26 protein-coding genes are annotated in these 21,653 nt (G+C 56.7%); 10 read left to right on the forward strand and 16 right to left on the reverse strand.

Annotation, left to right across the window (positions count from 1 at the left end):
* Positions 1-16 precede the first annotated feature (16 nt).
* Positions 17-886: a helix-turn-helix domain-containing protein gene (locus ACRARG_RS11795; protein WP_432690204.1), complete on the reverse strand. Its 870-nt coding sequence runs from the start codon at positions 884-886 to the stop codon at positions 17-19.
* Positions 887-1,161: 275 nt separating this feature from the next.
* On the opposite strand from ACRARG_RS11795, the gene ACRARG_RS11800 reads away from it, so the two are divergent.
* The 5 genes from ACRARG_RS11800 to glnT all read left to right on the forward strand — a co-directional run bounded on the left by ACRARG_RS11800 (position 1,162) and on the right by glnT (position 6,221).
* Positions 1,162-1,797 (forward strand): helix-turn-helix domain-containing protein, encoded by a 636-nt coding sequence (locus tag ACRARG_RS11800; protein ID WP_432690205.1) that lies wholly within the window; start codon positions 1,162-1,164, stop codon positions 1,795-1,797.
* A 145-nt stretch (positions 1,798-1,942) separates the two neighbouring features.
* Entirely contained in the window at positions 1,943-2,830 is an 888-nt protein-coding gene (locus ACRARG_RS11805) for a class II glutamine amidotransferase (protein ID WP_432690206.1), read from the forward strand.
* Positions 2,831-2,832: 2 nt separating this feature from the next.
* Positions 2,833-3,516, forward strand: a complete 684-nt coding sequence (locus ACRARG_RS11810) for a GltB/FmdC/FwdC-like GXGXG domain-containing protein (protein ID WP_432690207.1) — start codon at positions 2,833-2,835, stop codon at positions 3,514-3,516.
* Complete coding sequence (locus ACRARG_RS11815) at positions 3,516-4,838, forward strand: FMN-binding glutamate synthase family protein (RefSeq protein WP_432690208.1); 1,323 nt, start codon at positions 3,516-3,518, stop codon at positions 4,836-4,838. The genes ACRARG_RS11810 and ACRARG_RS11815 overlap by 1 nt, the downstream gene beginning before the upstream one ends.
* Before the next feature lie 78 nt (positions 4,839-4,916).
* On the forward strand, positions 4,917-6,221 hold the full coding sequence (gene glnT, locus ACRARG_RS11820) for a type III glutamate--ammonia ligase (protein ID WP_432690209.1): 1,305 nt from the start codon (positions 4,917-4,919) through the stop codon (positions 6,219-6,221).
* A 146-nt stretch (positions 6,222-6,367) separates the two neighbouring features.
* On the opposite strand, the gene ACRARG_RS11825 is transcribed toward glnT, so the two are convergent.
* Genes ACRARG_RS11825 through ACRARG_RS11865 form a run of 9 tightly spaced genes read right to left on the reverse strand, consistent with a single transcriptional unit; the run spans position 6,368 to position 11,000 of the window.
* Complete coding sequence (locus tag ACRARG_RS11825) at positions 6,368-6,868, reverse strand: flagellar basal body-associated protein FliL (RefSeq protein WP_432690210.1); 501 nt, start codon at positions 6,866-6,868, stop codon at positions 6,368-6,370.
* A 14-nt stretch (positions 6,869-6,882) separates the two neighbouring features.
* Positions 6,883-7,602: a flagellar basal body L-ring protein FlgH gene (gene flgH / locus ACRARG_RS11830; RefSeq protein ID WP_432690211.1), complete on the reverse strand. Its 720-nt coding sequence runs from the start codon at positions 7,600-7,602 to the stop codon at positions 6,883-6,885.
* A gap of 22 nt (positions 7,603-7,624) precedes the next feature.
* Positions 7,625-8,044, reverse strand: a complete 420-nt coding sequence (flgA, locus tag ACRARG_RS11835; RefSeq protein ID WP_432690212.1) for a flagellar basal body P-ring formation chaperone FlgA — start codon at positions 8,042-8,044, stop codon at positions 7,625-7,627.
* 3 nt (positions 8,045-8,047) lie between these two features.
* Positions 8,048-8,833: a flagellar basal-body rod protein FlgG gene (gene flgG / locus ACRARG_RS11840; RefSeq protein ID WP_432690213.1), complete on the reverse strand. Its 786-nt coding sequence runs from the start codon at positions 8,831-8,833 to the stop codon at positions 8,048-8,050.
* A gap of 9 nt (positions 8,834-8,842) precedes the next feature.
* Positions 8,843-9,553 carry a flagellar hook-basal body complex protein gene (locus ACRARG_RS11845; RefSeq protein WP_432690214.1) on the reverse strand — a complete coding sequence of 237 codons (711 nt, stop codon included), beginning with the start codon at positions 9,551-9,553 and terminating at the stop codon, positions 8,843-8,845.
* 1 nt (position 9,554) lies between these two features.
* Positions 9,555-9,821: a flagellar biosynthetic protein FliQ gene (locus tag ACRARG_RS11850; protein ID WP_432690215.1), complete on the reverse strand. Its 267-nt coding sequence runs from the start codon at positions 9,819-9,821 to the stop codon at positions 9,555-9,557.
* 3 nt (positions 9,822-9,824) lie between these two features.
* Positions 9,825-10,112, reverse strand: a complete 288-nt coding sequence (gene fliE / locus ACRARG_RS11855) for a flagellar hook-basal body complex protein FliE (RefSeq protein ID WP_432690216.1) — start codon at positions 10,110-10,112, stop codon at positions 9,825-9,827.
* Positions 10,113-10,123: 11 nt separating this feature from the next.
* The gene (flgC, locus tag ACRARG_RS11860; RefSeq protein ID WP_432690217.1) at positions 10,124-10,516 is read right to left on the reverse strand and encodes a flagellar basal body rod protein FlgC; all 393 of its coding nucleotides are present in this window, start codon (positions 10,514-10,516) and stop codon (positions 10,124-10,126) included.
* Between the two features lie 7 nt (positions 10,517-10,523).
* A complete protein-coding gene (locus ACRARG_RS11865; RefSeq protein WP_432690218.1) occupies positions 10,524-11,000 on the reverse strand; it encodes a FlgB family protein in 477 nt (158 codons plus the stop codon).
* Between ACRARG_RS11865 and ACRARG_RS11870 the strand changes: the two genes are divergently transcribed.
* Complete coding sequence (locus ACRARG_RS11870) at positions 10,999-12,381, forward strand: FliI/YscN family ATPase (protein WP_432690219.1); 1,383 nt, start codon at positions 10,999-11,001, stop codon at positions 12,379-12,381. The genes ACRARG_RS11865 and ACRARG_RS11870 overlap by 2 nt on opposite strands.
* An 8-nt stretch (positions 12,382-12,389) precedes the next feature.
* Here ACRARG_RS11870 and ACRARG_RS11875 read toward each other — a convergent pair whose 3' ends face one another.
* The 6 genes from ACRARG_RS11875 to ACRARG_RS11900 form a co-directional block, all read right to left on the reverse strand.
* Positions 12,390-13,211: a DUF1217 domain-containing protein gene (locus ACRARG_RS11875; RefSeq protein WP_432690220.1), complete on the reverse strand. Its 822-nt coding sequence runs from the start codon at positions 13,209-13,211 to the stop codon at positions 12,390-12,392.
* Positions 13,208-13,612 carry a flagellar biosynthesis repressor FlbT gene (gene flbT / locus ACRARG_RS11880; RefSeq protein WP_432690221.1) on the reverse strand — a complete coding sequence of 135 codons (405 nt, stop codon included), beginning with the start codon at positions 13,610-13,612 and terminating at the stop codon, positions 13,208-13,210. The genes ACRARG_RS11875 and flbT overlap by 4 nt, the downstream gene beginning before the upstream one ends.
* Entirely contained in the window at positions 13,612-14,016 is a 405-nt protein-coding gene (gene flaF, locus ACRARG_RS11885; protein ID WP_432690222.1) for a flagellar biosynthesis regulator FlaF, read from the reverse strand. Before flaF ends, flbT begins: the two co-directional genes overlap by 1 nt.
* A gap of 74 nt (positions 14,017-14,090) precedes the next feature.
* Complete coding sequence (locus tag ACRARG_RS11890; RefSeq protein ID WP_432690223.1) at positions 14,091-15,641, reverse strand: flagellin N-terminal helical domain-containing protein; 1,551 nt, start codon at positions 15,639-15,641, stop codon at positions 14,091-14,093.
* A gap of 207 nt (positions 15,642-15,848) precedes the next feature.
* Entirely contained in the window at positions 15,849-16,181 is a 333-nt protein-coding gene (locus ACRARG_RS11895) for a flagellar biosynthesis protein FlgN (RefSeq protein WP_432690224.1), read from the reverse strand.
* 49 nt (positions 16,182-16,230) lie between these two features.
* On the reverse strand, positions 16,231-16,506 hold the full coding sequence (locus tag ACRARG_RS11900; protein WP_432690225.1) for a rod-binding protein: 276 nt from the start codon (positions 16,504-16,506) through the stop codon (positions 16,231-16,233).
* Between the two features lie 995 nt (positions 16,507-17,501).
* Here ACRARG_RS11900 and ACRARG_RS11905 point away from each other — a divergent pair.
* The 4 genes from ACRARG_RS11905 (at position 17,502) to ACRARG_RS11920 (ending at position 21,602) form a co-directional block, all read left to right on the forward strand.
* The gene (locus ACRARG_RS11905) at positions 17,502-19,547 is read left to right on the forward strand and encodes a flagellar hook-length control protein FliK (RefSeq protein ID WP_432690226.1); all 2,046 of its coding nucleotides are present in this window, start codon (positions 17,502-17,504) and stop codon (positions 19,545-19,547) included.
* A gap of 16 nt (positions 19,548-19,563) precedes the next feature.
* Complete coding sequence (locus ACRARG_RS11910) at positions 19,564-20,229, forward strand: flagellar hook capping FlgD N-terminal domain-containing protein (RefSeq protein WP_432690227.1); 666 nt, start codon at positions 19,564-19,566, stop codon at positions 20,227-20,229.
* 116 nt (positions 20,230-20,345) lie between these two features.
* Positions 20,346-21,173, forward strand: a complete 828-nt coding sequence (locus ACRARG_RS11915) for a phosphotransferase (protein WP_432690228.1) — start codon at positions 20,346-20,348, stop codon at positions 21,171-21,173.
* Positions 21,174-21,377: 204 nt separating this feature from the next.
* Positions 21,378-21,602 carry a hypothetical protein gene (locus ACRARG_RS11920; RefSeq protein ID WP_432690229.1) on the forward strand — a complete coding sequence of 75 codons (225 nt, stop codon included), beginning with the start codon at positions 21,378-21,380 and terminating at the stop codon, positions 21,600-21,602.
* Positions 21,603-21,653: the final 51 nt, after the last annotated feature.

Raw genomic sequence — 21,653 nt, forward strand, 5'->3', positions numbered from 1 at the left:
CCAGTCGGGCGTCATATTACCCGTGACGCCGGCGCCAGCTGGCGGGCGTTTCGCCGACAACCTGCCGGAACGCCCGCGTCAGATGGGCCTGATCAGAAAATCCAAGCCGGTCAGAGATATCGGCGACGCTGAGCTGCGTCGTCGACAGCAGATCCCGGGCCTGACCGATCCGTCTGTCCAGCTGCCATTGATGCGGTGTCATTCCTGTCGTGTTCTTGAACACCAGTGAAAACCAGCTGGCCGACAGGTTTACCGCCTCGGCCATCTGCGCCGTGCTCATCCGCAGCCCGCCGGCGGCTTCGACCCTGAGCGTGACCTTGCGCATCTGGGCCGCCGTCAGCCTGGCATTGCCATCCTCCGGGATGGCGTCGGGCAGATCCAGAACACCGGCAATCAGGCTGTTGGCCAGGTTTTCAGCAAAGAGACCGTGGCGCGAGGGGTCCCGGATCTCTCGCACCAAAAGTCGCGCCAGCGGTTCAATGTCGGAAATATCGAAGCGCTCTGCCGGGGTCGCGAGCACCTCGATCGCGCTCTGTCGGGGCAGGACATCCGACAGAAACTGGACGGCCCAGCCATGGTTCATGTGAATATCGACATGTGCAAACGTCAGGGGTTTGGAAAAACAGGTCCTGAGAGGCATCCCAGCCGGGACAAAAATCGCGCGGGCGAGGCTGCGGGTTTCCTGCCCCGCCGTGACAAGAATAGAGCTCATATCGTCGAAAAAGATGCTCAGCCGCGGATTGGCCGAGACATACTGGCCCTTTGCGCCGCGGTCTGCGGCGGCCTCCCAATAGGCGACGAGGGTATTTTCAAACTGGCGCCAGACCACCGGCGCGACACTGCGTATCTTTGCCGTTTTGCCAGTAAAATCATGATTGTAGCCCATGTTTCCGGGCCCCCGAATCTGAATGTTTGGAACATGGCTGTCGGCCGCGCATAATGTCGCGAGTCAGACTGGCTGGGGACCGAGTTTACGCGATTGGCCACGTCAGACAAGCCGGGCCCTACGTCAGCAGTTGCCCCGCAAGCCCCCGTTGCCATGGCGAAATCGACAGGCGACACTGCGCCGGACGCGCGGGCGGTTGCGGCGCCGGCCGGGTAACCGATCAAGGCTGTGTTGTGATGACGCACAGGCGCGCGCACCGCAAAAGAAAGAAGGCCATGGCAGACAAATTGACCCAACGACCGCTGGCACAGGACCCGCATGCGGTGCGCGAAACGCGGGAAAAGAACCTGGAACTGGCCATCGGACGCCAGATCCGGGACCTACGGAAACGTCAGCGCCTGACTGGCACAGATCTCGCCGCGCAGGCCGGGCTCGCCGTTGGGACATTGTCCAAGATCGAGAACGGGTTGATCTCTCCGTCATTGTCGACGCTTCAGGCACTTGCAGACGCGTTGAGGGTTCCGGTTGTACATCTCTTTGCCGGTTTCGATCAGCCGCGCGGGGCCATGCATGTCAAGGCCGGCCAGGGGGCAGAGATCACCCGGCAGGGCACCCGCGCCGGCCATCAATATAATCTTCTGGGTCACATCGGGTCGACCGACAGCGGCGTGGTGATGGAGCCCTATCTGCTGACGCTGACCGACGAATCCGACACGTTCCCGGTGTTTCAGCACGATGGAATGGAGCTGATCTACATGCTGGAGGGCGAACTGGAATATCGTCACGGCGACCGGCTTTATACCCTCGAGCCGGGAGATTCTCTTCTGTTCGATGCCGATGCGCCGCATGGTCCGGAACGCCACATAACGCGACCCATCCGATATTTGTCGATCATCTGCTACGCCCAGTAGCGGCCCGGCTGCCGCGAAAATCATCGCAGGGCTGGCCAGCCATGGAAAATTCGACCAAGCACAAGACACATTCCTTCAAGGAAAAATTTTTTCCTGATAGAGTAAGTTTCGACAAGGTAGAACCAAACATAACTGGAGCCATGCCATGTGCGGCGTCGTCGGGTTATTCCTGAAAAATCAAGAACTTTCGCCAAAGCTCGGCGATATGCTTGCGGATATGCTGATCACGATGACCGACCGGGGACCCGACAGCGCGGGTATAGCGATTTACGGCGATCCGGTGGACGGCATCAAAATGACAGTGCAGTCCGACACGCCGGATGTGGATTTCGACGGGCTGGATGCGGCTTTATCCTCTGACGTCGCTGCGTCGGTGACGATCCAGGTGGTCGACACCCATGCCGTGATTACAGCGCCCCGCGCCGCCGAACCCGCGCTGCGTGCCGCGATTGACCGCCGGGGTCTTCGACTGATGGGGAGTGGCACGCGAATGGAGATCTTTAAGGAGGTCGGCCTGCCGCGCGACGTAGCCGACAGGTTCGGCATTCGCGGCATGGCAGGATCGCATGGGATTGGTCACACCCGTATGGCCACCGAAAGCGCTGTGACAACGCTTGGCGCGCATCCGTTTTCCACGGCCGAGGACCAGTGCCTTGTGCATAACGGGTCTTTGTCCAACCACAATCAGATGCGCCGCAAACTGGCACGAGAAGGCTTTTTGACCCGGACGGAAAACGACACCGAAGTGGGTGCGACCTATATCTCGTCGCGCATTGCCAAGGGCGACAGCCTGGGCGAAGCGCTGGAAGGGACCCTGCGCGATCTGGACGGTTTTTTTACCTTCGTCACCGGCACAAGAAACGGCTTTGGCGTTGTCCGCGACCCGATTGCCTGCAAACCAGCCGTCCTGGCCGAAACCGATGACTACGTCGCATTTGGATCCGAATACCGCGCCTTTGCCGGCCTGCCCGGCATCGACACCGCGCGTATCTGGGAACCGGAGCCCGCGACCGTCTATTTCTGGGAACGCTGAACATGCAGACGATGGATATGGCGACGATCCCCCTCCGGGAGGTCAACACCACGCTTCAGGCGCAGACCGCCGAAACCAACCAGACCAGCTGGGTGATCGAAAATCCGCGCGGCGCCCATGCGGTCGCCGTGGGTCTGGACGCCCCGATCGAGGTCACTGTCAAAGGATCGACGGGATATTATAGTGCCGGGATGAACAAACAAGCCACAGTGCATATCGAAGGATCCGCCGGGCCCGGTGTTGCCGAAAACATGATGTCCGGCACCGTGATCATCGACGGAGACGCCAGCCAGTATGCCGGCGCCACAGGACACGGCGGGCTGCTTGTCATCAAGGGCAATGCCTCGTCCCGCTGCGGGATTTCCATGAAAGGCATCGACATCGTTGTTCATGGCAGTATCGGGCACATGTCGGCGTTTATGGCGCAGAAGGGCAATCTGGTTGTTCTGGGGGATGCGGGCGACGCACTGGGCGATTCCCTGTACGAGGCGCGGCTGTTTGTCCGCGGAACGGTGAAATCTCTTGGCGCGGACTGCATCGAAAAAGAGATGCGGCCGGAACACCTCGAAACGCTGCGCGATCTGCTGGACCGCGCGGGGGCGGAGGCAAAGCCCGAGGAATTCCGGCGCTATGGGTCGGCCCGGACCCTGTATAATTTCAACATTGATCATGCGGATGCCTACTGATGAGCACGTCGAGAACAGAGCCCCGTCAAAGCTGGACCTTCTCTCGCGAAGTGACGTCAGAAATCCGGCGCGCCGCAGATACCGGCATCTACGATATCCGCGGCGGCGGGTCGAAACGGCGACTGCCGCATTTCGATGACCTGCTGTTTCTGGGCGCCTCCATGTCGCGCTACCCGCTGGAGGGTTATCGTGAAAAATGCGATACCTCGGTCACCCTCGGCACGCGGTTCGCCAAGAAACCGATCGAACTGAAGATACCGATCACGATCGCCGGCATGTCGTTTGGCGCGCTGTCCGGCAATGCCAAAGAAGCGCTGGGGCGGGGCGCCACGATGGCCGGGACCTCGACCACAACCGGCGATGGGGGCATGACGGAAGAAGAGCGTGGTCATTCCGAAAAGCTTGTCTATCAATACCTGCCGTCGCGCTATGGCATGAACCCCGACGACCTGCGCCGTGCCGACGCGATTGAGGTTGTCGTCGGTCAGGGCGCCAAGCCGGGCGGCGGCGGGATGCTTCTGGGTCAGAAAATCACCGAGCGTGTGGCCGGAATGCGGGACCTGCCCGTGGGCATCGACCAGCGATCCGCCTGCCGTCATCCCGACTGGACCGGCCCGGACGATCTGGAGATCAAGATCCTCGAACTGCGCGAGATCACGGGCTGGGAAAAGCCAATCTACATCAAGGTCGGTGGCGCGCGGCCCTATTACGACACCGCCCTGGCCGTAAAGGCCGGCGCCGATGTGGTGGTGCTGGACGGGATGCAGGGTGGTACGGCCGCGACGCAGGACGTGTTCATCGAACATGTCGGACAGCCAACCCTTGCCTGTATCCGCCCCGCCGTCCGCGCCTTGCAGGACCTTGGCCTGCATCGAGAGGTCCAGCTGGTCGTGTCCGGCGGGATCCGAAATGGCGCAGACGTCGCCAAGGCGCTGGCGCTTGGCGCCGATGCGGTCGCCATCGGCACGGCCGCGCTGATCGCGCTGGGTGACAACGACCCCAGGTGGGAAGCCGAGTACCAGAAACTGGGAACCACCGCCGGTGCCTATGACGACTGGCACGAAGGGCGCGACCCCGCCGGCATCACAACGCAGGATCCGGAGCTGATGAGCCGCCTCGATCCGGTCGAGGGCGGGCGTCGCCTGCGCAACTATCTCAACGTGATGACACTGGAATGCCAGACGATTGCCCGTGCCTGCGGCAAAAGTCACGTGCACAATCTGGAACCGGAGGATCTTTGCGCCTTGACGATGGAGGCCGCCGCAATGACCCAGGTGCCGCTGGCTGGCACGGACTGGTGGCCCGGCAAGGGTGGGTTCTAATACGGGCGTTTGTCTGACAGCGCCGAACTGGAAAGGCCGCATTCAGGCCGAGCAAAACCAAAGAACAGGGACTGACATATGACCGACCTCACGGCTTTCGCAAAAAAGAATGGCGTCAAATATTTCATGATCTCCTTCACCGACCTTTTTGGCGGTCAGCGGGCCAAACTGGTGCCGGCTGCGGCGATCGCGGATATGGTCGAGGACGGCGCAGGTTTTGCCGGTTTTGCCACATATCTGGATATGACGCCGGCCCACCCCGATATGCTGGCCATGCCGGACCCGGAGACGGTGATCCAGCTGCCCTGGAAACCGGAGGTCGCCTGGGTCGCGGCCGACTGCGTCATGGAGGGCGAGGACGTCCAGCAGGCGCCGCGCAATGTGCTGCGCCGCCAGGTGGCCGAGGCAACCGCAGAAGGGCTGCGCGTCAAAACCGGTATCGAGGCGGAGTTCTTTCTTCTGACGCCGGACGGATCCCGGATTTCGGACCCCGCGGATACGGCTGACAAACCCTGCTACGATCAGCAGGCCGTCATGCGTCGTTATGACGTCATCGCCGAAATCTGCGACTACATGATGGATCTTGGGTGGGGGCCGTATCAGAACGACCACGAAGACGCCAACGGGCAGTTCGAAATGAACTGGGAGTTTGCAGATGCCCTCGTCACCGCCGACCGCCATTCGTTTTTCAAATTCATGGTCAAATCCGTCGCTGAAAAACACGGTCTGCGCGCCACCTTCATGCCCAAACCCATCGAAGGGCTGACCGGCAATGGCTGCCATGCCCATGTCTCGGTCTGGGATATGAAGGGCAAGACAAATGTCTTTGCGGATGAGAGCCGGGAACTGGGCCTGTCCGACCGGGGCCGTACCTTTCTGGGCGGGATCATGACACATGCCAGTGCGCTTGCGGCGATCACCAATCCGACCGTGAACAGCTACAAGCGCATCAATGCGCCCCGCACCCTGTCCGGGGCGACCTGGGCGCCGAACACCGTGACCTGGACCGGGAACAACCGCACGCACATGGTGCGTGTCCCCGGACCCGGGCGGTTCGAGCTGAGGCTGCCGGACGGCGCCGCGAACCCATATCTTCTGCAGGCCGCCATTATTGCAGCGGGCCTTTCGGGCATCCGGGCCAAGGCCGATCCCGGGCCGCGGTACGACATTGATATGTATGCCGAAGGCCATACGGTCAAAGACGCGCCCAAATTGCCGTTGAACCTGCTTGATGCGCTGCGCACCTTTGATGCGGACACCGATCTGAAACAGGCGCTGGGAGATGAATTTTCCGCCGCCTATATCCGGATGAAACATCAGGAATGGACCAGCTACGTGTCCCATTTTTCGCAATGGGAAAAAGATAACACGCTCGATATCTGAGCGTTCGGTCTTCCGGTCCGGGCGGCTGGAATCTGTCTTTTTGCACCCTTCGGTTGGTTGGCTTGGCAAAGGTCTCCGCCCAAGACCTGCGTCGCGGATCCTGATTTTGGTGGCTCGGCGCGGCATCTGGAATGCCTTGAAAGACCTCAATAATCCTGCCGTGCAATATCCGTGATCAGGACATCCAGAAGATCATCGCCAAGTACTCTCGACCCGACTCTCATCAGAGAGTCGCGTAACACATCCAGGGACGTCGAACGCGTATAGGCGCCATCGAACCCACCCTCATGCGCAAAGTCGAACAGCTCCTGCAGGAACACATCCCGAAGCTTTGGTTCGTGTATCAGGGCCGTGTCCTGAGTATCCTTTTTAACCTCAAGGCTAAGTGAAAGAACGACGAGAGAGGCGATATCGTCACCTTTCACCACAGGGACGACAAACTGATTATTAAGTTTTACGTATTCCCTGTCCTCCAGATCCGGCTCTGGAGCTTCCGCTGGCGCTCTATCGGACGCGGCCGCGCCGTTCATATCGCCACAGGGAGCGGAGGCAGTCTCAACCGGCGGTTCCGGCCGAAAAAATATTCCAAGTCCGCCGCCAAGGGCGATAGCAATCGGTATCATAAGAAAAGGAAGAATTTTTTTCATAAGATAGGGAACCTTCAGAAAGGCAGAATGGCATCGACGACCTGCTGCCCCAGTCTCGGCTGTTGCATGTCGGTGATCTGACCACGACCGCCATAGGACACGCGGGCGGAGGCGATTTTGTCGTAGGTGATGCTGTTCTGCCGGGAAATATCTTCGGGTCTGACAAACCCGGATACAATCAGCTCCCTCAACTCGTAGTTCACCCGTACCTCCTGCGAACCCTGAATTTCCAGAACGCCATTCGGGAGAATATTGGTGATTGTTGCCGCGACACGCAGGGTAAGTTTTTCATTCCTCCGGACTGAGCCGGCGCCGTTGGCGTCGCTGGAGGATCCGATCGACACAGCATTATCCAGACTTGCCCCATCAGGCAGACGGGCGTCTATCCGCTGCGGAATTCCAAAAAATTGTGGAAGAGAAAGGCTCTGATCGGCGCTGCGAGATCTTGCAGAGGTATTGCTGATTTCGGCTTTGTCGTCGATTTCGACAAGGACCGTTAAAATATCGCCCCTGCGCATGGCACGTCTGTCGCCCAAAAGGGACTGCCGGTTAAAATTCCACAAAGATGCCCCCGGGATGGCATCGACGCCCGATGTCTGAAACTCTTCTGTCGGAGATAACATCGCCAGTCGCTCCTGATTGTCCGCAACGGGTGTGAAGCCAGGCGGTTCACCCAGCCGATCAGAGGTCGTGCACCCGAGCAGGAACAGAAAAACAGGAATCATCCATTTCATTTTTGCCTCCTCGCAGTGCGACTTAAGGGCCTACGGCAACTGATCCGTCAGGCAGAACACGCCCACTGACCGTCGTCCTGGATGAAAGGTTCATGACCCGGACAAACTCGTCGATCCCCGCCCGGCTGAGTGCCCGGCCCTCAGTCACAATCGTTATCCCATTGGAGGTATAGGCCAGGCGAACGAGCTCATTTCTGTCGATAACGGCGAGGGGGCCGACATCTGCGGGCAGGATCGGATGGCCGGCATAGAGAACCGTCCGAGATTCATTTCCCACAATTTCCGACAATGCTGTAAATGCGCCAGGAGCATGCCCTTCGACTGCGGTCAGATCAGAGGCCGCCAGCGGTGTATTTGGCCGAATTGTCCTGGCGGCAACGATTATTTCCGCACGGACGGGGCCAGATAAAAGAATGCACAAGATCAAAATGACGCGAACCATGGCTTACCTGATCTGAGTGGTGGCTCCGAGCATTTGATCCGCAGCAGAAATGACTTTTGCATTCAATTCATAGCCACGCTGCGCTTCGATCAGCTCCGTGATTTCGCGCACCGCATCTACAGAACTGTCTTCCAGATAACCTTGGCGCACCGTTCCCAATCCATTGAGGCCGGGCGTACCAATATTGGAGGGGCCCGAAGCTTCAGTTTCTCGGAAAAGATTTGATCCAATCGCTTCCAGCCCTTTCGGGTTGGTAAATCCTACCAGGTTGAATTGACCAAGAATTTGACCTGCTGCGTCGTTCTCGAAATAAGCAAAAACCTCGCCGTCGGGATTGATAGAAATCGACCTGGCATCCGCCGGTATGACAATTTCTGGCGCAACAGGAAAACCATCTGAGTTCACGATCAACCCTTCTCCATTGCGTTTTAAAGCGCCGTCACGGGTGTATGCCGGGTCTCCGGAAGGCAACACAATCTCTAGGTAGCCCCGCCCCTCAATCGCGATATCCAGATCACCACCGGATTGAGAAAGGGCGCCTTGACTCAATTGAATAGAGACAGCAGCAGGGCGCACGCCAAGCCCAAGTTGAATTCCGGTCGGAAGGACGGCACCATTGGCCGCATTTATTGTCCCGGCCCGCGCAACCTGTTGATAATGAAGGTCGGCAAACTCAGCGCGCCTGGGATTGTAGCCGGTTGTGGACATATTAGACAGGTTGTTCGAAATCGTTTCTACCCGCATCTGCTGCGCAGCCATTCCTGTTGCCGCTATTTTTAGTGCCCTCATTTTGACGCCTCATTTCACAATAGTGGACAGCATATTTCGGATACGCTGATGTTCATTTTCCAGAAAGCTCTGACCCATTTCATAGGCCCTCTGAACTTCGATCATCCGAGCGATCTGACCGATCGTGTCCACGTTGGAGTTTTCAGAGAAACCCTGCAGGACCCTTGGTATCTCAACCGGTTCTGTTCCGTTGGTTGCCTCAAGGAGGACACCGCCTTGCCGGACGACGTCATTGTCGACAGGGTTGACCACACCGATTTGCGCAAACGGCTGTCCGTCTGCCGACATCGTGCCATCGCCCGCCACATGTAGGCTCGCGTAACCGACCGGAACAGCAATCGGTGCGCCCCCGGAATCAAGGACTCTGTTTCCGTCATGTGTGACCAGGTCTCCTTCCGCCGAAAGGGAGAACCCACCCGCCCGCGTCAGCCGGGGCCCGTCAGGCGTTTCGACTTGAAAAAAGCCGTCTCCGTCTATCGCAAAGTCGAGCGGATTTTCTGTCTTGGTAAGGCTCCCTTGCAGAAAAGAGGTATGGCCAACATTCGCGAGCGCCATCGATAGAAACGGAGCATTGTCTGATTTTTTGACATATTCGGAAAATATTGCACCTTCTTGACGAAAGCCTGAAGTCGAACTGTTTGAAATATTGTTTGCGACTATCCTCATTTCATTCATGAGGCCAGACTGTCGCGTCAGTACAACATAACCCGCATTATCCATTTCAAGAACCTATTATGTAGGGAACAAGTGTGCCTTGGAAATATGACACCAGAGTTTCGGCCATAAAGTTCATCGTCGACCAGAACACGACAACAATAGCAAGGATTTTCGGCACAAATGTCAGTGTCATTTCTTGAATTGACGTCAGCGCCTGGAATAGACCAATAGCCAATCCAACTACTAAAGCGACGGCAAGGATAGGGGCCGAAGTGATTGTGGCCACCCAGAGCCCTTGCTGGAGAATATCGAAGAATAGTAATTTGTTCACGGATCAAACCGGCATTCGAAGGATTTCCTGATATGCCTCGACCACCTTGTTTCGAATAGTCACAGCGGTTTCAACTGCAAGCTCAGTTTGCGATAATGCAAGGACCAGCGCATGCGGGTCTACATTGCCAGTCATGGATGCTTTGGACTGCTCTTCAGTCGCTCGCAGCGTCTCGGCGAAATCTGATATTGCTTGTCCGGCCGCACCTCCCGCACCGCTTCCGGGAATAGGGTCGGTCGCATTGCGGGAGGATTGGTACTTCCGGATTACGTTTTGGGCATTCAAATCCATTCTGGATCTCCTTAACGACGGAGCAGATCGAGCAGGGAAGCAGACATTTGCTGCGCCTGATCGAACATCTTCAGGTTTGCTTCATAACTGCGCTGCGCTTCGCGAGCGTCAGCCACTTCGATCACGAGATCGACATTTGAGCCGTCATAGTGACCGTCTTCGTCGGCGATAGGGCTGCTTGGATCGAAAATCCGATCCAGGGGAGACTGGTCCAAAATGACAGGACCTGCCTGCACCTTTGCCCCTACGCCGCCAGCGGCAGCCACGTTTTCAAACGTGACAACTTTCCGCCGGTATCCCGGAGTGTCGGCATTCGCGATATTTTCGGACACGAGGCGCAACCTTTGCGCCTGGGCTTTCAGCCCGTTCGCCGACAGTGCCAGAGAGTTTGTAAAATCAGACATTGAATTTCTACCGACGACCCAAAGAACTGTGCAAAATGTTCAACCCGCTGCGGTAGATAGCCAAAGCGCGGTCGTGTCGACGTTTTACATCAATCGCCATGACCATTTGCTCTTCGAGAGAAACGGAGTTTCCATTAGGATTAACATCCGCGCTTTCGTAGAGCTTATCGGTAAATAATCGGAGTGAACCTATGGAATCGAGATGCCCGGATCGGGTTTGACGCATTGAATGATCGGCCGAATAATTTGCGTCATCGTCAGAAAAGGGTGAAATATCGCGAGCTTTGTATCCTGGAGTATCGGCATTTGCGATATTCTCTGCGATAATTGCCTGTCGTGCGGCGGAGTGCTGCGCCAACCGGCCGGCCGTTTGAAAAATTTGCAAATCCTGGAACAATGGGGCTTCTCCCTCATGTTGTTTCAACCAAGGTTTAACCGCGATTCCTTTAGAAACCGTTCCTGAGCTGTCAGGGAGTCGGATCATGCGCGAGAATGGGTTTGAAGGGTTACGAGCTGAAATCGCGGCGCTCTCCTCAGTGCGCCAGATCGGGAGGATTCACAGTATCGAAGGCGCACTCCTGCGCGTATCGGGTCTGGGTCATCATGCGCGGATGGGTGATCAGCTGCGGATAACGCGCGGGTCTAAGCCGCCTTTGGGAGGCGAAGTCATCAAAATCGATGCGGAAGGCGTGACAGTGCTGCCGGACGAACACACCGAAGGCCTTGCGCTTGGGGACAGGGTGACGCTGCTTGGGCCGGCCCAGATTGCGCCCGATGAAGGCTGGATCGGACGCGTCGTTGATCCCTATGGCGCTCCGCTTGACGGCAGGCCATTGATGCGTGGACAGAAAGAAATTCCGCTCCGAAATCAACCGCCTGCGCCAGGACGCCGCAACAGGCTTGGTCGGCGGCTGGAAACCGGTGTTGCCGTCTTCAACACAATCCTTCCGTTTGTAGAAGGGCAGCGTATCGGGCTTTTTGCCGGCTCTGGCGTCGGGAAATCCAGCCTCTTGTCGCAGTTCGCGCGCAATATCGAAGCCGACGTCGTTGTCATAGCCTTGATTGGTGAACGTGGTCGCGAACTAAGAGATTTTGTGTCAGACACGTTAGGCCCGGAGGGTATGAGGCGGTCGATCGTAGTGGCTGCAACTTCCGATCAATCTCCGCTGATGAGGAGGCGATGCGCCTGGTCCGCCATGAGCATCGCCGAATATTTTCGCGACACCGGGCGGGACGTTCTATTTCTTGCAGATAGCATAACCAGGTTCGCTGACGCCCACCGCGAAGTCGCCGTCGCCGGTGGGGAACTTCCGTCGCTCAGAGGATATCCCGCCTCCACGTCGCATCTGATCATGCAACTGTGCGAAAGAGCCGGGCCCGGACCAGAGGGAGCTGGAGCCATTTCCGCCGTGTTTTCTGTTCTTGTCGCTGGGTCGGATATGGATGAGCCGGTCGCAGATATCCTGCGCGGCGTTCTGGACGGACACGTCGTGATGGACCGGAGTATTGCCGAACGTGGTCGATATCCGGCAATTGATGTCCTCAGATCCGTGTCGCGAAGCCTGCCGTCTGCCGCAAGCATACCCGAAAATAAATCTATCTCCGAAGCGCGCCGTCTTCTGGGTCTATATTCCCGGAATGAAATGATGATCCGTGCGGGTCTTTACACGCCCGGCACCGACAGCGATCTGGATGCAGCCGTTTCAGTTTCGGGCGACCTAGAGGTCTTTATATCTGATACGTCCAACCAAACAATTTCCAATTCGTTTCAACGTCTGAACCTGATTTTGAGGAGAGCTGGCGCCAAAACGGGTGCGGAGGACCCCGAAGAGCGGCGTTCAGTGTCCACGGTAGTCAAAAAATAGAAAATATTTTACGTATTCTTCAAAGAATAGGCAAAGTCGGCCGCAGATTGCAACAATGATATTGAGATCTGCCCGCCAGATGCGACCTGAAATTCTTCAAGTTGAGCTCGTATCAGAAATTTTTGGATTAGTTTTTCACGGACATCGGAATCACTAAATTGTAAAACATCGCGACTTCCCATTTCCCGTTCCGCTCGTTCCCGAAAAACATCGAGTTGTTGTTCTATGTCAAGTTGAGAAAAACTCGATGGAAGGCCGAGCGCAACTTCCATGACTTCTCTAAGTGGTGGATTTCCCATAATACGAAGCCACCGTACATTCTCACTTACATTGCTTTCCGCCATGTCTGCCAAGCCACGCTCAGCGTTTAGCGCCAGCCTCAAGTTCTGGTCTGAATTCCCGACCGCGACTTCGAATTGTTGCCGACGAAATTTCTCAGTTATTTTGGGCCCAAAGTCAGAAATTTTGGTTCTGGGTATGTCAAAATCACCAAATCCAAAGGCGGCTGACAAAGCTCTATAACGGTCATCTGTCAGGCGGTTCGCAAGGGCATCATCTTCAATCGATCCTCCTTCGAGAATTTTCTGAATAAAAGCCCGGTTGTTAATGTCATCTTGTAGCCCGAATGCGCCAAGGGCAACCCGTAGCAGCCGACGGTCAGACACCAGTTCCTCGGCCGTCTGGATTCCATTAATACGTTCTTCAAAATATTCAGTATCACGTTGAATTTGTGGTGATTTATTGAATGTCTTGCTTTGATCCTCCATTGTCTTGTTCAAAACAACCCAGGCCTGAATCCCGGTACCGACGCTGACGGGCAAAAAACTCATGACGCGCGAGCCGCAAGAAGGCGCTCCTCGCGTGGGAGCAGCATTTTCAAAGATTTAAGGCACTGATAATGCTGCTCTTGTAATACTGCATGTGACGCATCAGCAAGCAAACGACGGCTATCCTGATCCGTCAATATCTGGCTCAACTCCTCTATTCTTCGAAGGAGTTGGAATTCTGCATCTTTCGCTTCGGAATCACCTGTCAAGACCAATTGTGCCAAATAACAGACGCGGCGCACGGGGGTATTTGCATCATTCGGATGGATGGCATCTCGAAGCCGAAGAATATTCACATTCGGCGTCATTATGGCGAGGCGCGATCTGCGATCGCCATTCTCAATCACTGCTCCATTGATCAATACACGTTCTTTGGGTCCGAGTTTCAGAATGAGCCCACCCATTACTCCTCCCTTACTGCACTTGGCAGCGACTGGATCGTCTTTTCGCTCGTCAAACCCCGCATGATCGCAGTGTTGATTTCAACGAGCGGAGCTACATTCGCCTGCTTTCGCAAAACCTTGCCGCTGTGAACTCTGGTGAAGTCCGCAAGACTAACAATCTGCGTCCGCAAGTCACTGGGTAGCTTATTTTTTTTGTCCATCACGTCTGCGGCCAGCAGTGTCCACAGTTTTCGGTTGTCGTGAAGGGCATGGCATAAATCCGGAAAACCTCTACGACCCTGTTTGGCCGCCGAAATCAAGCGGTGCGTCACGCGCGCCATAACTTCGTACTCCGTACTGCGGGCGGTTCTCGTCGGTGCAGCGGTCTGGCGATAGGCGCGTTGCGCCAATGTCTGAGCAGTCACATTCTGTCCTTCCAAATGGGTGAATCCGTGCTTTTGATGACGGGCCGCGTTATGCGGCCCGACTCAAAACACTATTAACGGAAGAGCGACAGAAGCGATTGCGGAGCCTGGTTCGCGATGGACATCGCCTGAACGGCCAACTGTTGTTGGACCTGAAGTGCCTGTAGGCGGGCCGATACTTCTTCCATATTGGCATCAACAAGAGACCCGATCCCGGACTTGAGACTATCAGTCAATTTGCCGATGAACTCAGCCTGTGTTTCGATCCGACCCTGCACCGAACCAAACGAAGCAGCAGCATCGATAGAGCTATCAATATAGGTTTCGATATTCTGGAGGGCGGCAACTGCGCCTTCGTCGGTTGTCACGTCGAGTTTGTCGAGACCTGCCAGGCCGCCCGTGGCCACACCATCAGCATTGCCATCGACGGTGAGGCCGACATCTGCGCCGTCGTTGTCAAGTTGCAAAGTATACTGATCAGTTGTCTCATCATAAGTCACATTGGTGGAAATACCTTCGACGGCGGCACCGTCGATTACGGTCTTAAGGCCCTTGGCAACATCTTCAAAAGTTTCGTTTTTGCCCGCGATGTAATCGTAGTTGGCGCCGTCGATCGTGACGCGATACCCATCGCCTTCGGAAACGCCAGCCGTCGCCGAGAATGCGACCTCAGATGCCCTGGCGGCAATGCTTTCGCCAGTGAACCCCGCCCCGGCTGCGGATGCGGCACCACCGTTGACGGCGGCAGTTGCCGTCGTATCCGACGTCGTCAGATTAACCTCAACATCGTCGAATTTGGACGTCGAGGTGATCGTGATCGTGTCGGTGAGAACTTCGGCAGCGATATCTTCAATCCCCGCCGCGTTCAGGGCAGCGGTAATCCCGGCGGCAACTGTGTCTGCTGTCGCGCCACTGGCGACAGACGTGTAGGTCACCGTTTCACCAGCGACCTGAAGATTGTAGGTGCTGGAGGAGGTCGAGGTTACAGCGGCCAACTGAATGGTCATCGTGTTGCCCGCACTGGAAAATTCCGTACCTGCGACTCCGGCGAGGCTGTTAGACCCGAGCGTCGCGGCAAGGTTACCGGCCAGGGTAGACCCCGTGCCCATGACACCTGCATCATAGGTCATATCCTGACGCGTGACGCTGATATCGGAGGAGGACACCGCCCCGTCACCAGCCCGGTCCAGTGAGGAAAGAACGTTCACATCTTCGGAGCCGGACAGAAGGTTCAAACCGTTGAACTGAGCTGCGCCAACGACTGATTTGATCTGGTCGGTAAGAGCATCGATGTCAGTTTGAAGCTTGTTTCGGTCGACGTTGCTTTCATTCGCCGAAATAATCTTGCCCTTCATGTCCTGAAGGAGTTCGGTCACTGTTTCAGAGGCATTGGCCGCAACAGCCACGGTCGACTCACCGAGGGAAAGGCTTTCACTGATCGCTTTGAAGCCTTTGACGTCCGACTCCATGACCTTTGAGATAGCCCAGACAGCAGAATTGTCTTTGGCGTTTGCAACCCTTTTGCCGGTTGAGATTTGGCTTTGTGTTTCGGTCATGGATTTGTTGACCGATTTGAGCGTCTGCAGCGCAACCATCGCGCTGTTGTTCGTCAGAATGCTGGACATGCATAATTCCTGAGTTGTTGGGCGCTTTGCGCCCGTTGCATATCGCGCCCCCCAAAAGGAGGCGGTTCAGTCTGTCGTTCTGACGTCTACAAGTCCGGAACCGACCGGACTGCGCCATCCAAGCAGGATGCGAGGCCAAACTGCAGCAAAGATGCTAATGCTTTCCTAATTCTCGGCGCCAAATCTCACGCATTCGTTTTCATTTGTTCAGGCACGCTTTTCGACGCGACTTTCGGCAGGAGCCGGCAGCAAGGTCTTCCGCCCAGAACCGTCATATGTTTCAAGCGCTTCGCGGATGTTGCGCATGGCCTCAAAACGATCCGCTACAGACCGTATTCCCTGCATGGCGTTTTCCAGCAGCAGGTGATTTCTCTTCGCTTTTTCTTGAAGAATATTAAGGATTTTACGGTCCGGCCGCTGGAGACGTCCCAGCTCTTCAAGCAGGTGCTCCTTGTCGGACACAAGATCGGATATCCCGGAAAAATCCCCCTCAAGCAGCGCCAGCCGTTCCCGATCCAACAGCGCGTCGAGCTCTTTCATAATATTTCGTTCATTCGAAAGTGTCATAAAAATCTCTTCAATAGATAGATTAAGTATTGGAAATTGAACGGTAAAATTGTTCTGCGAGGCCGATTCCGCCAGCCTCTGCCATGGCCTGAGCCTGATAGTCACACAGCATCGCTGCAAACTGATCTTCGCCGGGGCCACCGCCGAAAGCACCGCGTGACCGACCAAGACCGGCATGTTTCAACATTTCGGACAGGAATGAGGCTTCAAGGTCAATTGCAGCCTGTCGCATGTCCGAAGGCGCAGGGTGCCTTCCTTTGATGGCATTTAAAGAAATAGGCGGGAGTGACGGATCCATACAGACCTCCGATTCGGATGCTGAAAAAATCAAAAGATTTCGAGGTATATTCGCGCCCGAGCGGTAAAGGATAAGTAACTATCCCCAAGATAAGGTCAGCCTCGGAAGAATTCCCAGGAAACGCGATGCTGCCAGAGCCGTCAAAATTAATTAATCCTACGGACTTCGCGTTGCGAAGGAACGATACTTCGCTCGCTCAAGAAAGCCGAGTTCCGGGAACCAGAAGTTTCTATTCGATATTTTTGGATCAGGGCAGCCTTGTTGAAGATAGAGGGACCATAGACTCACCTGTTGTCGCTGAAGACCCGTCCGGTGCCGATTTCGACAGAGAAGGCGGGCAAGAGGGGGAGGTCAGTAGCGCGTCATCTCTGGCCACAGGGCGGGTCGCCGAGCCAGATCCAGACAAAAAATCGAACCTGAAAAGGGAAGTGCAACCGGACCCCGACGATCCGCAGTTTGACGTGCACCCGCGGACGACGGGGGGCCCGGACCACCGGTCGCGTGTAGCCTTGCCTTTATTGCCGGAGCAGAGCCGGAAAGCCGCACCTCAACCAGCCGGGCCGGTAGTGGTCCCTGAACCCTTTGTTGTCCCGAACCCACAGACCTATCAGCCCAGCGAAGGCGATATCGCTGCTCCCGCTCGTGATACTGTAGAACGCGACGTGCGGTTTGTGTCTTCCTCGCCAACGCTAAGACAGATTGGCGCTTTCGAACCCTTCGAAAATGGCGCCGCCGACGGAACTAAGGGCCATCGGGATCGGGGGGCCCGACAGTCCGACATGCACATGCTCGTGCCAACGGCGACCCGCCAGCCGCCGAACGCTGCACCTTTGCGACAAAGTGTCCTCCCGGAGCGGGACCCGGTTTTGCCAACGGCGGTTCCGGGACCAAAGGCCTCCACGCTCAGTGAGAAACGGCCCGTCGGCGTACCAGACGGTAGATCGCTTATGCCGGTCCCGTTCCCGTCCAATAGTCATGCCGGGCAGGATGTCGGAATGGCTACCGATGGTAAGAAGGAAATCGAAACAGCAAGGAAAACTGACGCAGAAACTCCCGGGTCAAATTCAGAAACCCAGTCCGTATCGCTGAAGTCAGCCAGGAATATGAAAACACTACCTGACACGATTTCTGCTGCGCCCTCGTCGGCAGCGCCCGAAAGCGCCCGACTTGAACGGGCTTCTGAGATGTCGGCTCTTCCCGTCCCGCGGCAATCAGAGGTATCGGGACAACAAGATTCGGTCGGCTCGAAAATGGGTCGGCCAGGCGAAGAGGGCGTGTCAAAGCAAAAAATGCCTTTCCCGGACGTCGACAAGGGTTTCGACAAGAGGCCGTTGAAAGAAAGGGAGAGTGCAAAAACCGCCAGACCTCGACAGGTGTCGGATCTCGTGACCGACCGCCCCGACGAAGCGCCGCCGCCGAAAGTAAGGGAGCCGCACCTTCAGGACCGGACGCAACGTCTCTCCAGACCTATCGAGGCTTCGGCGCCGATTGAGGAACGCAAAACCGTTCAGCCTGGCGCCGCTGTCTTGAAGGGTACGCAGACAGAAATTCCGGTGCCCGAATTTTCCCAACGAAATTCAGATGCGTCAGAACATATCGAAAAGAAAGAAAGTCACCATGAAGAGCTGCGCCCGGCCAGTGTAACCCAACCGCCGCGACGGGATCTGTTGCAATCCGCCAGCGCCGCGGAAGTGCCGACGTCGGTCGCGAATGCTGGCCCAAAACTGGCGAGTGACGCTCCGACGGTACCGTCGGAACCGCTTCCCCATGGAAATGCAATTGCACAACCCGCGGGAACAGCACGCCCGATCCAACCCGATCCGCTTCCGCAGGCTGAGCCGTCAAATCCCCGTGGACAGGATCCGGTGCCGGCCGGCGCAGTGATCGACACCCCAAAAAAGGTACCCACCCATTACAAAACCGTGGTCGAAATTGCGTTTGATATCTCGGTAAGGGCGCGCGTGCCCGAACGCGTGACCGATCAGGCCGACGCACCAACTATGGTAAGTAAAGCAACTGTCGAGCGCGTTTTTGGCGACGCGGCCGCCTCGGGGTCAGGTACACCGGAGAGCCTGGCAACGACAAAGTACGTAGGTGACAAGCGGCCGCCGAATGAGCCAGGTGCGCCCTCCAATCTGTCGCATCGGACCAATGCAGAAAAGCCAGGCCAAATCGCTGGGCACAAGTCGACCAATGGCTACGACATAGAACCGCGCCCGCGAGATCTGCCTGTCACCGCGCCTACAACCGCAATCGAGCAGCGAAATGATGTGCAGATCGCCGCGCGTGGGGCACATCCCGTTGTCGCCGGAATGAAAGCATCGTCACCTACTCCGGCGCCCGAAACCAAGACACCCGAAAAATTCATTTCCCGTGACGAACCTGTCGAAACGCAGGCATCCGTATCCATGACCCGAAAACCGGTGGCGACAGTTTCAGCGGGACCGGCTCTGCCTCAGAACGACGCACAGGCTCAGGTTTCCGATGTTCCGGCTGCAAAAATATCGGACCAAGTCAAAGCAAATGCGCCCGGGTCGGATTCCGAAATAATTCCCCATTTTTCTGAACCTGCGGCGACGCGCGATCCCGGGACGGTCCGGGCCCAGTTGACCGCGCAGAACCAGGCTTTGTCTCACCGTGTTCTCGAACAGGTGTCGCAACAACTTCCTCCGCCGGGAAAGCTCCCGGTCGAAATTTCGCTTAATCCAGAGGAGCTCGGTCGTGTGCGCTTCAGTATGACAACAGGCGATGCCACGTTGAATATCGTCGTCGCGGCGGAACGGTCCGAAACGATGGACATGCTGCGCCGCCACATTGGTCACTTGGAGCGTCAGTATCTCGGGATGGGATTCGAGAGTGTCGATTTTTCCTTTGAAGACAACAGGTATTCCAAAAATCCGGGACAAGACCAAGAAGCTGCGTCGAATCGAGACGCGGGTGAGCCGGAAAGCGTGCCCTTTGCGTCCGATCAGCCGTCCGGCCAGCGGTCCCAGCCTGGCCGCGAAGCGGGAGATATCGACAGAATTGACATCAGACTTTGATTGAAAGGACATTTAGATGGACGTCGCACAGGTAAGTAGTGCCCGGACCGCAGCCACCTCCGGCGCAATACAGAACCAAGCAGTTCTCAGTTCGGATTTCGAAACCTTTCTGACGATGCTGTCGACGCAGCTTCAGAACCAGGACCCCCTCAATCCTGTAGATTCAGCGGATTACGCCGTGCAACTGGCGACGTTCAGTTCCGTCGAACAGCAAGTCCTGACCAACAACCATCTTGAGGCACTGATCAACCAGATCCAGCTGTCAGGCATGTCTGACCTTGCCGGGTGGGTCGGGATGGAGGCTCTCGTTTACACGCCGGTGGATTTTGACGGAACGCCCGTCACCCTGAGGCCGGGCATTCCAACGGCTGCAGACAGCGCCGTGCTGATCGTACGCGATTCAAACGGTGAGGTTGTCTTGCGCGAGGATGTACCGCTGACAGCTGACAGCATCGAATGGGACGGTCGGACACTTACCGATGAAATCGCCCCTGATGGCACCTACGAATTTGAGCTGGAAACAAGTAGCAACGGCGAGGTTCTGTCGGTCGAGCCCGTGGCATCCTACGCCGAAATTGCGGAAGCGCGACGGAGCGTCGAAGGAACGATCCTGATCCTGGAAAGTGGAGACGGTGTCATGGCCGATATGGTTTTGGGGCTTCGCCAGCCGGGCTCCGCCTGAAGCTTGAGATATCGGCGACAGCTTCGTATTCAAATTGTATGGGCTCCGTCAAAATTTCCAAATTCAGTAAGTCATGTTCAGGCGTTCCGCATCTGCTGGTTGAAGCGGTTGCGGACATGGCAATCCGACCCACAACCTGGTCAGCTTTGCCGGGCGGCCTGACCAACCGACTTTGGCTTTGCGAGACCGAGTCGGGCCCGTTTGTCGTGAAACTATATTCTCGGCCAGCAAACCCGATGTTTGACAATAACGCGGAGGCGGAATTCCGGGTTCTCAACATGCTCAAAGGCCACGGGGTTGCCCCTGACCCGATTGCGATGACGCAATCGGATGCGGGGGCGATTGTGGTCTATCACTACCTGCCGGGCCAGCACTGGCATACCGGGACCTCGGCAGCGGCGGACCTTTTGCGAACCCTGCATGATATATCCGCCCCCCAAGGCCTTAGCCTGTCCTCAGGCGGGTCGCAAAGGATCCTCGCGCAGACGGCTGCCATTGCCGAGGCCGTGGGCCTGCCGATCCCTGATCCTGTCCGCCACCTTACCGACCTCGCTCTTGCGCTGCCGCCTGTGCCCGCAACGGATGATCCCAGGCTCATACATGGCGATCCGGTTGTGACGAACATTCTGTCGACCCGGCACGGGCTTCGGCTGATTGACTGGCAATGTCCGGCCGCAGGCGATCCCTGCGAGGACATCGCGCTGTTCCTGTCGCCCGCCATGCAGCTTCGAGGGCGCGGCCAAGTCCCGACTGATGGCGAGATAAGATGTTTCCTCTCAAGGTATGCCCAGCCAGATCTCATCGGCCGGTTCATCCAGCTCAGGCCGTTCTATCATCTGCGCCATGCCGTCTATGCCTGGTGGTCCCTGTCACAGGATCACGGCCACAGCCCGGCTGGCATGCAGGCCGAGATGCGTGCCTTTGAGTCGTCCATCGGACTTTGACAAGAGTTTGATATTTTGCTTGGCGGCGCAGTTGGCAGCGGAAATCCGCTATAAAATAGAGAGAACTGCAGGCAATTGCCGCGGATTGGGCAAAAATGGCGCATTAGTCGACATGTTTAACAATAGGCCTTTGGGCAGCGGAAAATCTGTGCGATAACTTAATCGGAATGTCGGGCTAACTGCCCTAAATCTACGGAGTTACTTATGAAAACGACTGCAATCTTCGCTGCCGCCGCCGTTGCAGCAGCCGCCGCTCTGCCGGCCGCCGCCGACAACTCGGTTGCCAACCCCTACGTTTCGACCCAGCAGCAAAACGGCATGTTCGGCATGACCGGCGCGACCGCAGCAACTGCCGGTATCGTTGGCTTTGCCGTGGTTCTTGGCGTTGCAGCATCCGACGACAGCACCACGTCCACTCCGGACACCTGATCGTCTGTAAATTTCATGAAAAACGGCGGTGCTTATTGCGCCGCCGTTTTT

Source organism: Pseudooceanicola profundi, assembly GCF_050897955.1.
Classification (GTDB): domain Bacteria; phylum Pseudomonadota; class Alphaproteobacteria; order Rhodobacterales; family Rhodobacteraceae; genus Pseudooceanicola.

Coding starts and splice junctions, on each gene's coding strand:
- glnT (WP_432690209.1), top strand. CDS start 4,917: ATGACCGACCTCACGGCTTTCGCAAAAAAGAATGGCGTCAAATATTTC.
- flgG (WP_432690213.1), bottom strand. CDS start 8,833: ATGAGGGCACTAAAAATAGCGGCAACAGGAATGGCTGCGCAGCAGATG.
- fliE (WP_432690216.1), bottom strand. CDS start 10,112: ATGGATTTGAATGCCCAAAACGTAATCCGGAAGTACCAATCCTCCCGC.
- ACRARG_RS11895 (WP_432690224.1), bottom strand. CDS start 16,181: ATGAAAGAGCTCGACGCGCTGTTGGATCGGGAACGGCTGGCGCTGCTT.
- flgA (WP_432690212.1), bottom strand. CDS start 8,044: ATGGTTCGCGTCATTTTGATCTTGTGCATTCTTTTATCTGGCCCCGTC.
- ACRARG_RS11920 (WP_432690229.1), top strand. CDS start 21,378: ATGAAAACGACTGCAATCTTCGCTGCCGCCGCCGTTGCAGCAGCCGCC.
- ACRARG_RS11900 (WP_432690225.1), bottom strand. CDS start 16,506: ATGGATCCGTCACTCCCGCCTATTTCTTTAAATGCCATCAAAGGAAGG.
- flbT (WP_432690221.1), bottom strand. CDS start 13,612: ATGGGTGGGCTCATTCTGAAACTCGGACCCAAAGAACGTGTATTGATC.
- ACRARG_RS11795 (WP_432690204.1), bottom strand. CDS start 886: ATGGGCTACAATCATGATTTTACTGGCAAAACGGCAAAGATACGCAGT.
- ACRARG_RS11915 (WP_432690228.1), top strand. CDS start 20,346: ATGGCAATCCGACCCACAACCTGGTCAGCTTTGCCGGGCGGCCTGACC.
- flgH (WP_432690211.1), bottom strand. CDS start 7,602: ATGAAATGGATGATTCCTGTTTTTCTGTTCCTGCTCGGGTGCACGACC.
- ACRARG_RS11800 (WP_432690205.1), top strand. CDS start 1,162: ATGGCAGACAAATTGACCCAACGACCGCTGGCACAGGACCCGCATGCG.
- ACRARG_RS11870 (WP_432690219.1), top strand. CDS start 10,999: ATGCGCGAGAATGGGTTTGAAGGGTTACGAGCTGAAATCGCGGCGCTC.
- ACRARG_RS11810 (WP_432690207.1), top strand. CDS start 2,833: ATGCAGACGATGGATATGGCGACGATCCCCCTCCGGGAGGTCAACACC.
- ACRARG_RS11875 (WP_432690220.1), bottom strand. CDS start 13,211: ATGAGTTTTTTGCCCGTCAGCGTCGGTACCGGGATTCAGGCCTGGGTT.
- ACRARG_RS11845 (WP_432690214.1), bottom strand. CDS start 9,553: ATGGATAATGCGGGTTATGTTGTACTGACGCGACAGTCTGGCCTCATG.
- ACRARG_RS11910 (WP_432690227.1), top strand. CDS start 19,564: ATGGACGTCGCACAGGTAAGTAGTGCCCGGACCGCAGCCACCTCCGGC.
- flgC (WP_432690217.1), bottom strand. CDS start 10,516: ATGTCTGATTTTACAAACTCTCTGGCACTGTCGGCGAACGGGCTGAAA.
- ACRARG_RS11825 (WP_432690210.1), bottom strand. CDS start 6,868: ATGAAAAAAATTCTTCCTTTTCTTATGATACCGATTGCTATCGCCCTT.
- ACRARG_RS11815 (WP_432690208.1), top strand. CDS start 3,516: ATGAGCACGTCGAGAACAGAGCCCCGTCAAAGCTGGACCTTCTCTCGC.
- ACRARG_RS11905 (WP_432690226.1), top strand. CDS start 17,502: ATGGCTACCGATGGTAAGAAGGAAATCGAAACAGCAAGGAAAACTGAC.
- ACRARG_RS11865 (WP_432690218.1), bottom strand. CDS start 11,000: ATGATCCGACTCCCTGACAGCTCAGGAACGGTTTCTAAAGGAATCGCG.
- ACRARG_RS11805 (WP_432690206.1), top strand. CDS start 1,943: ATGTGCGGCGTCGTCGGGTTATTCCTGAAAAATCAAGAACTTTCGCCA.
- ACRARG_RS11890 (WP_432690223.1), bottom strand. CDS start 15,641: ATGTCCAGCATTCTGACGAACAACAGCGCGATGGTTGCGCTGCAGACG.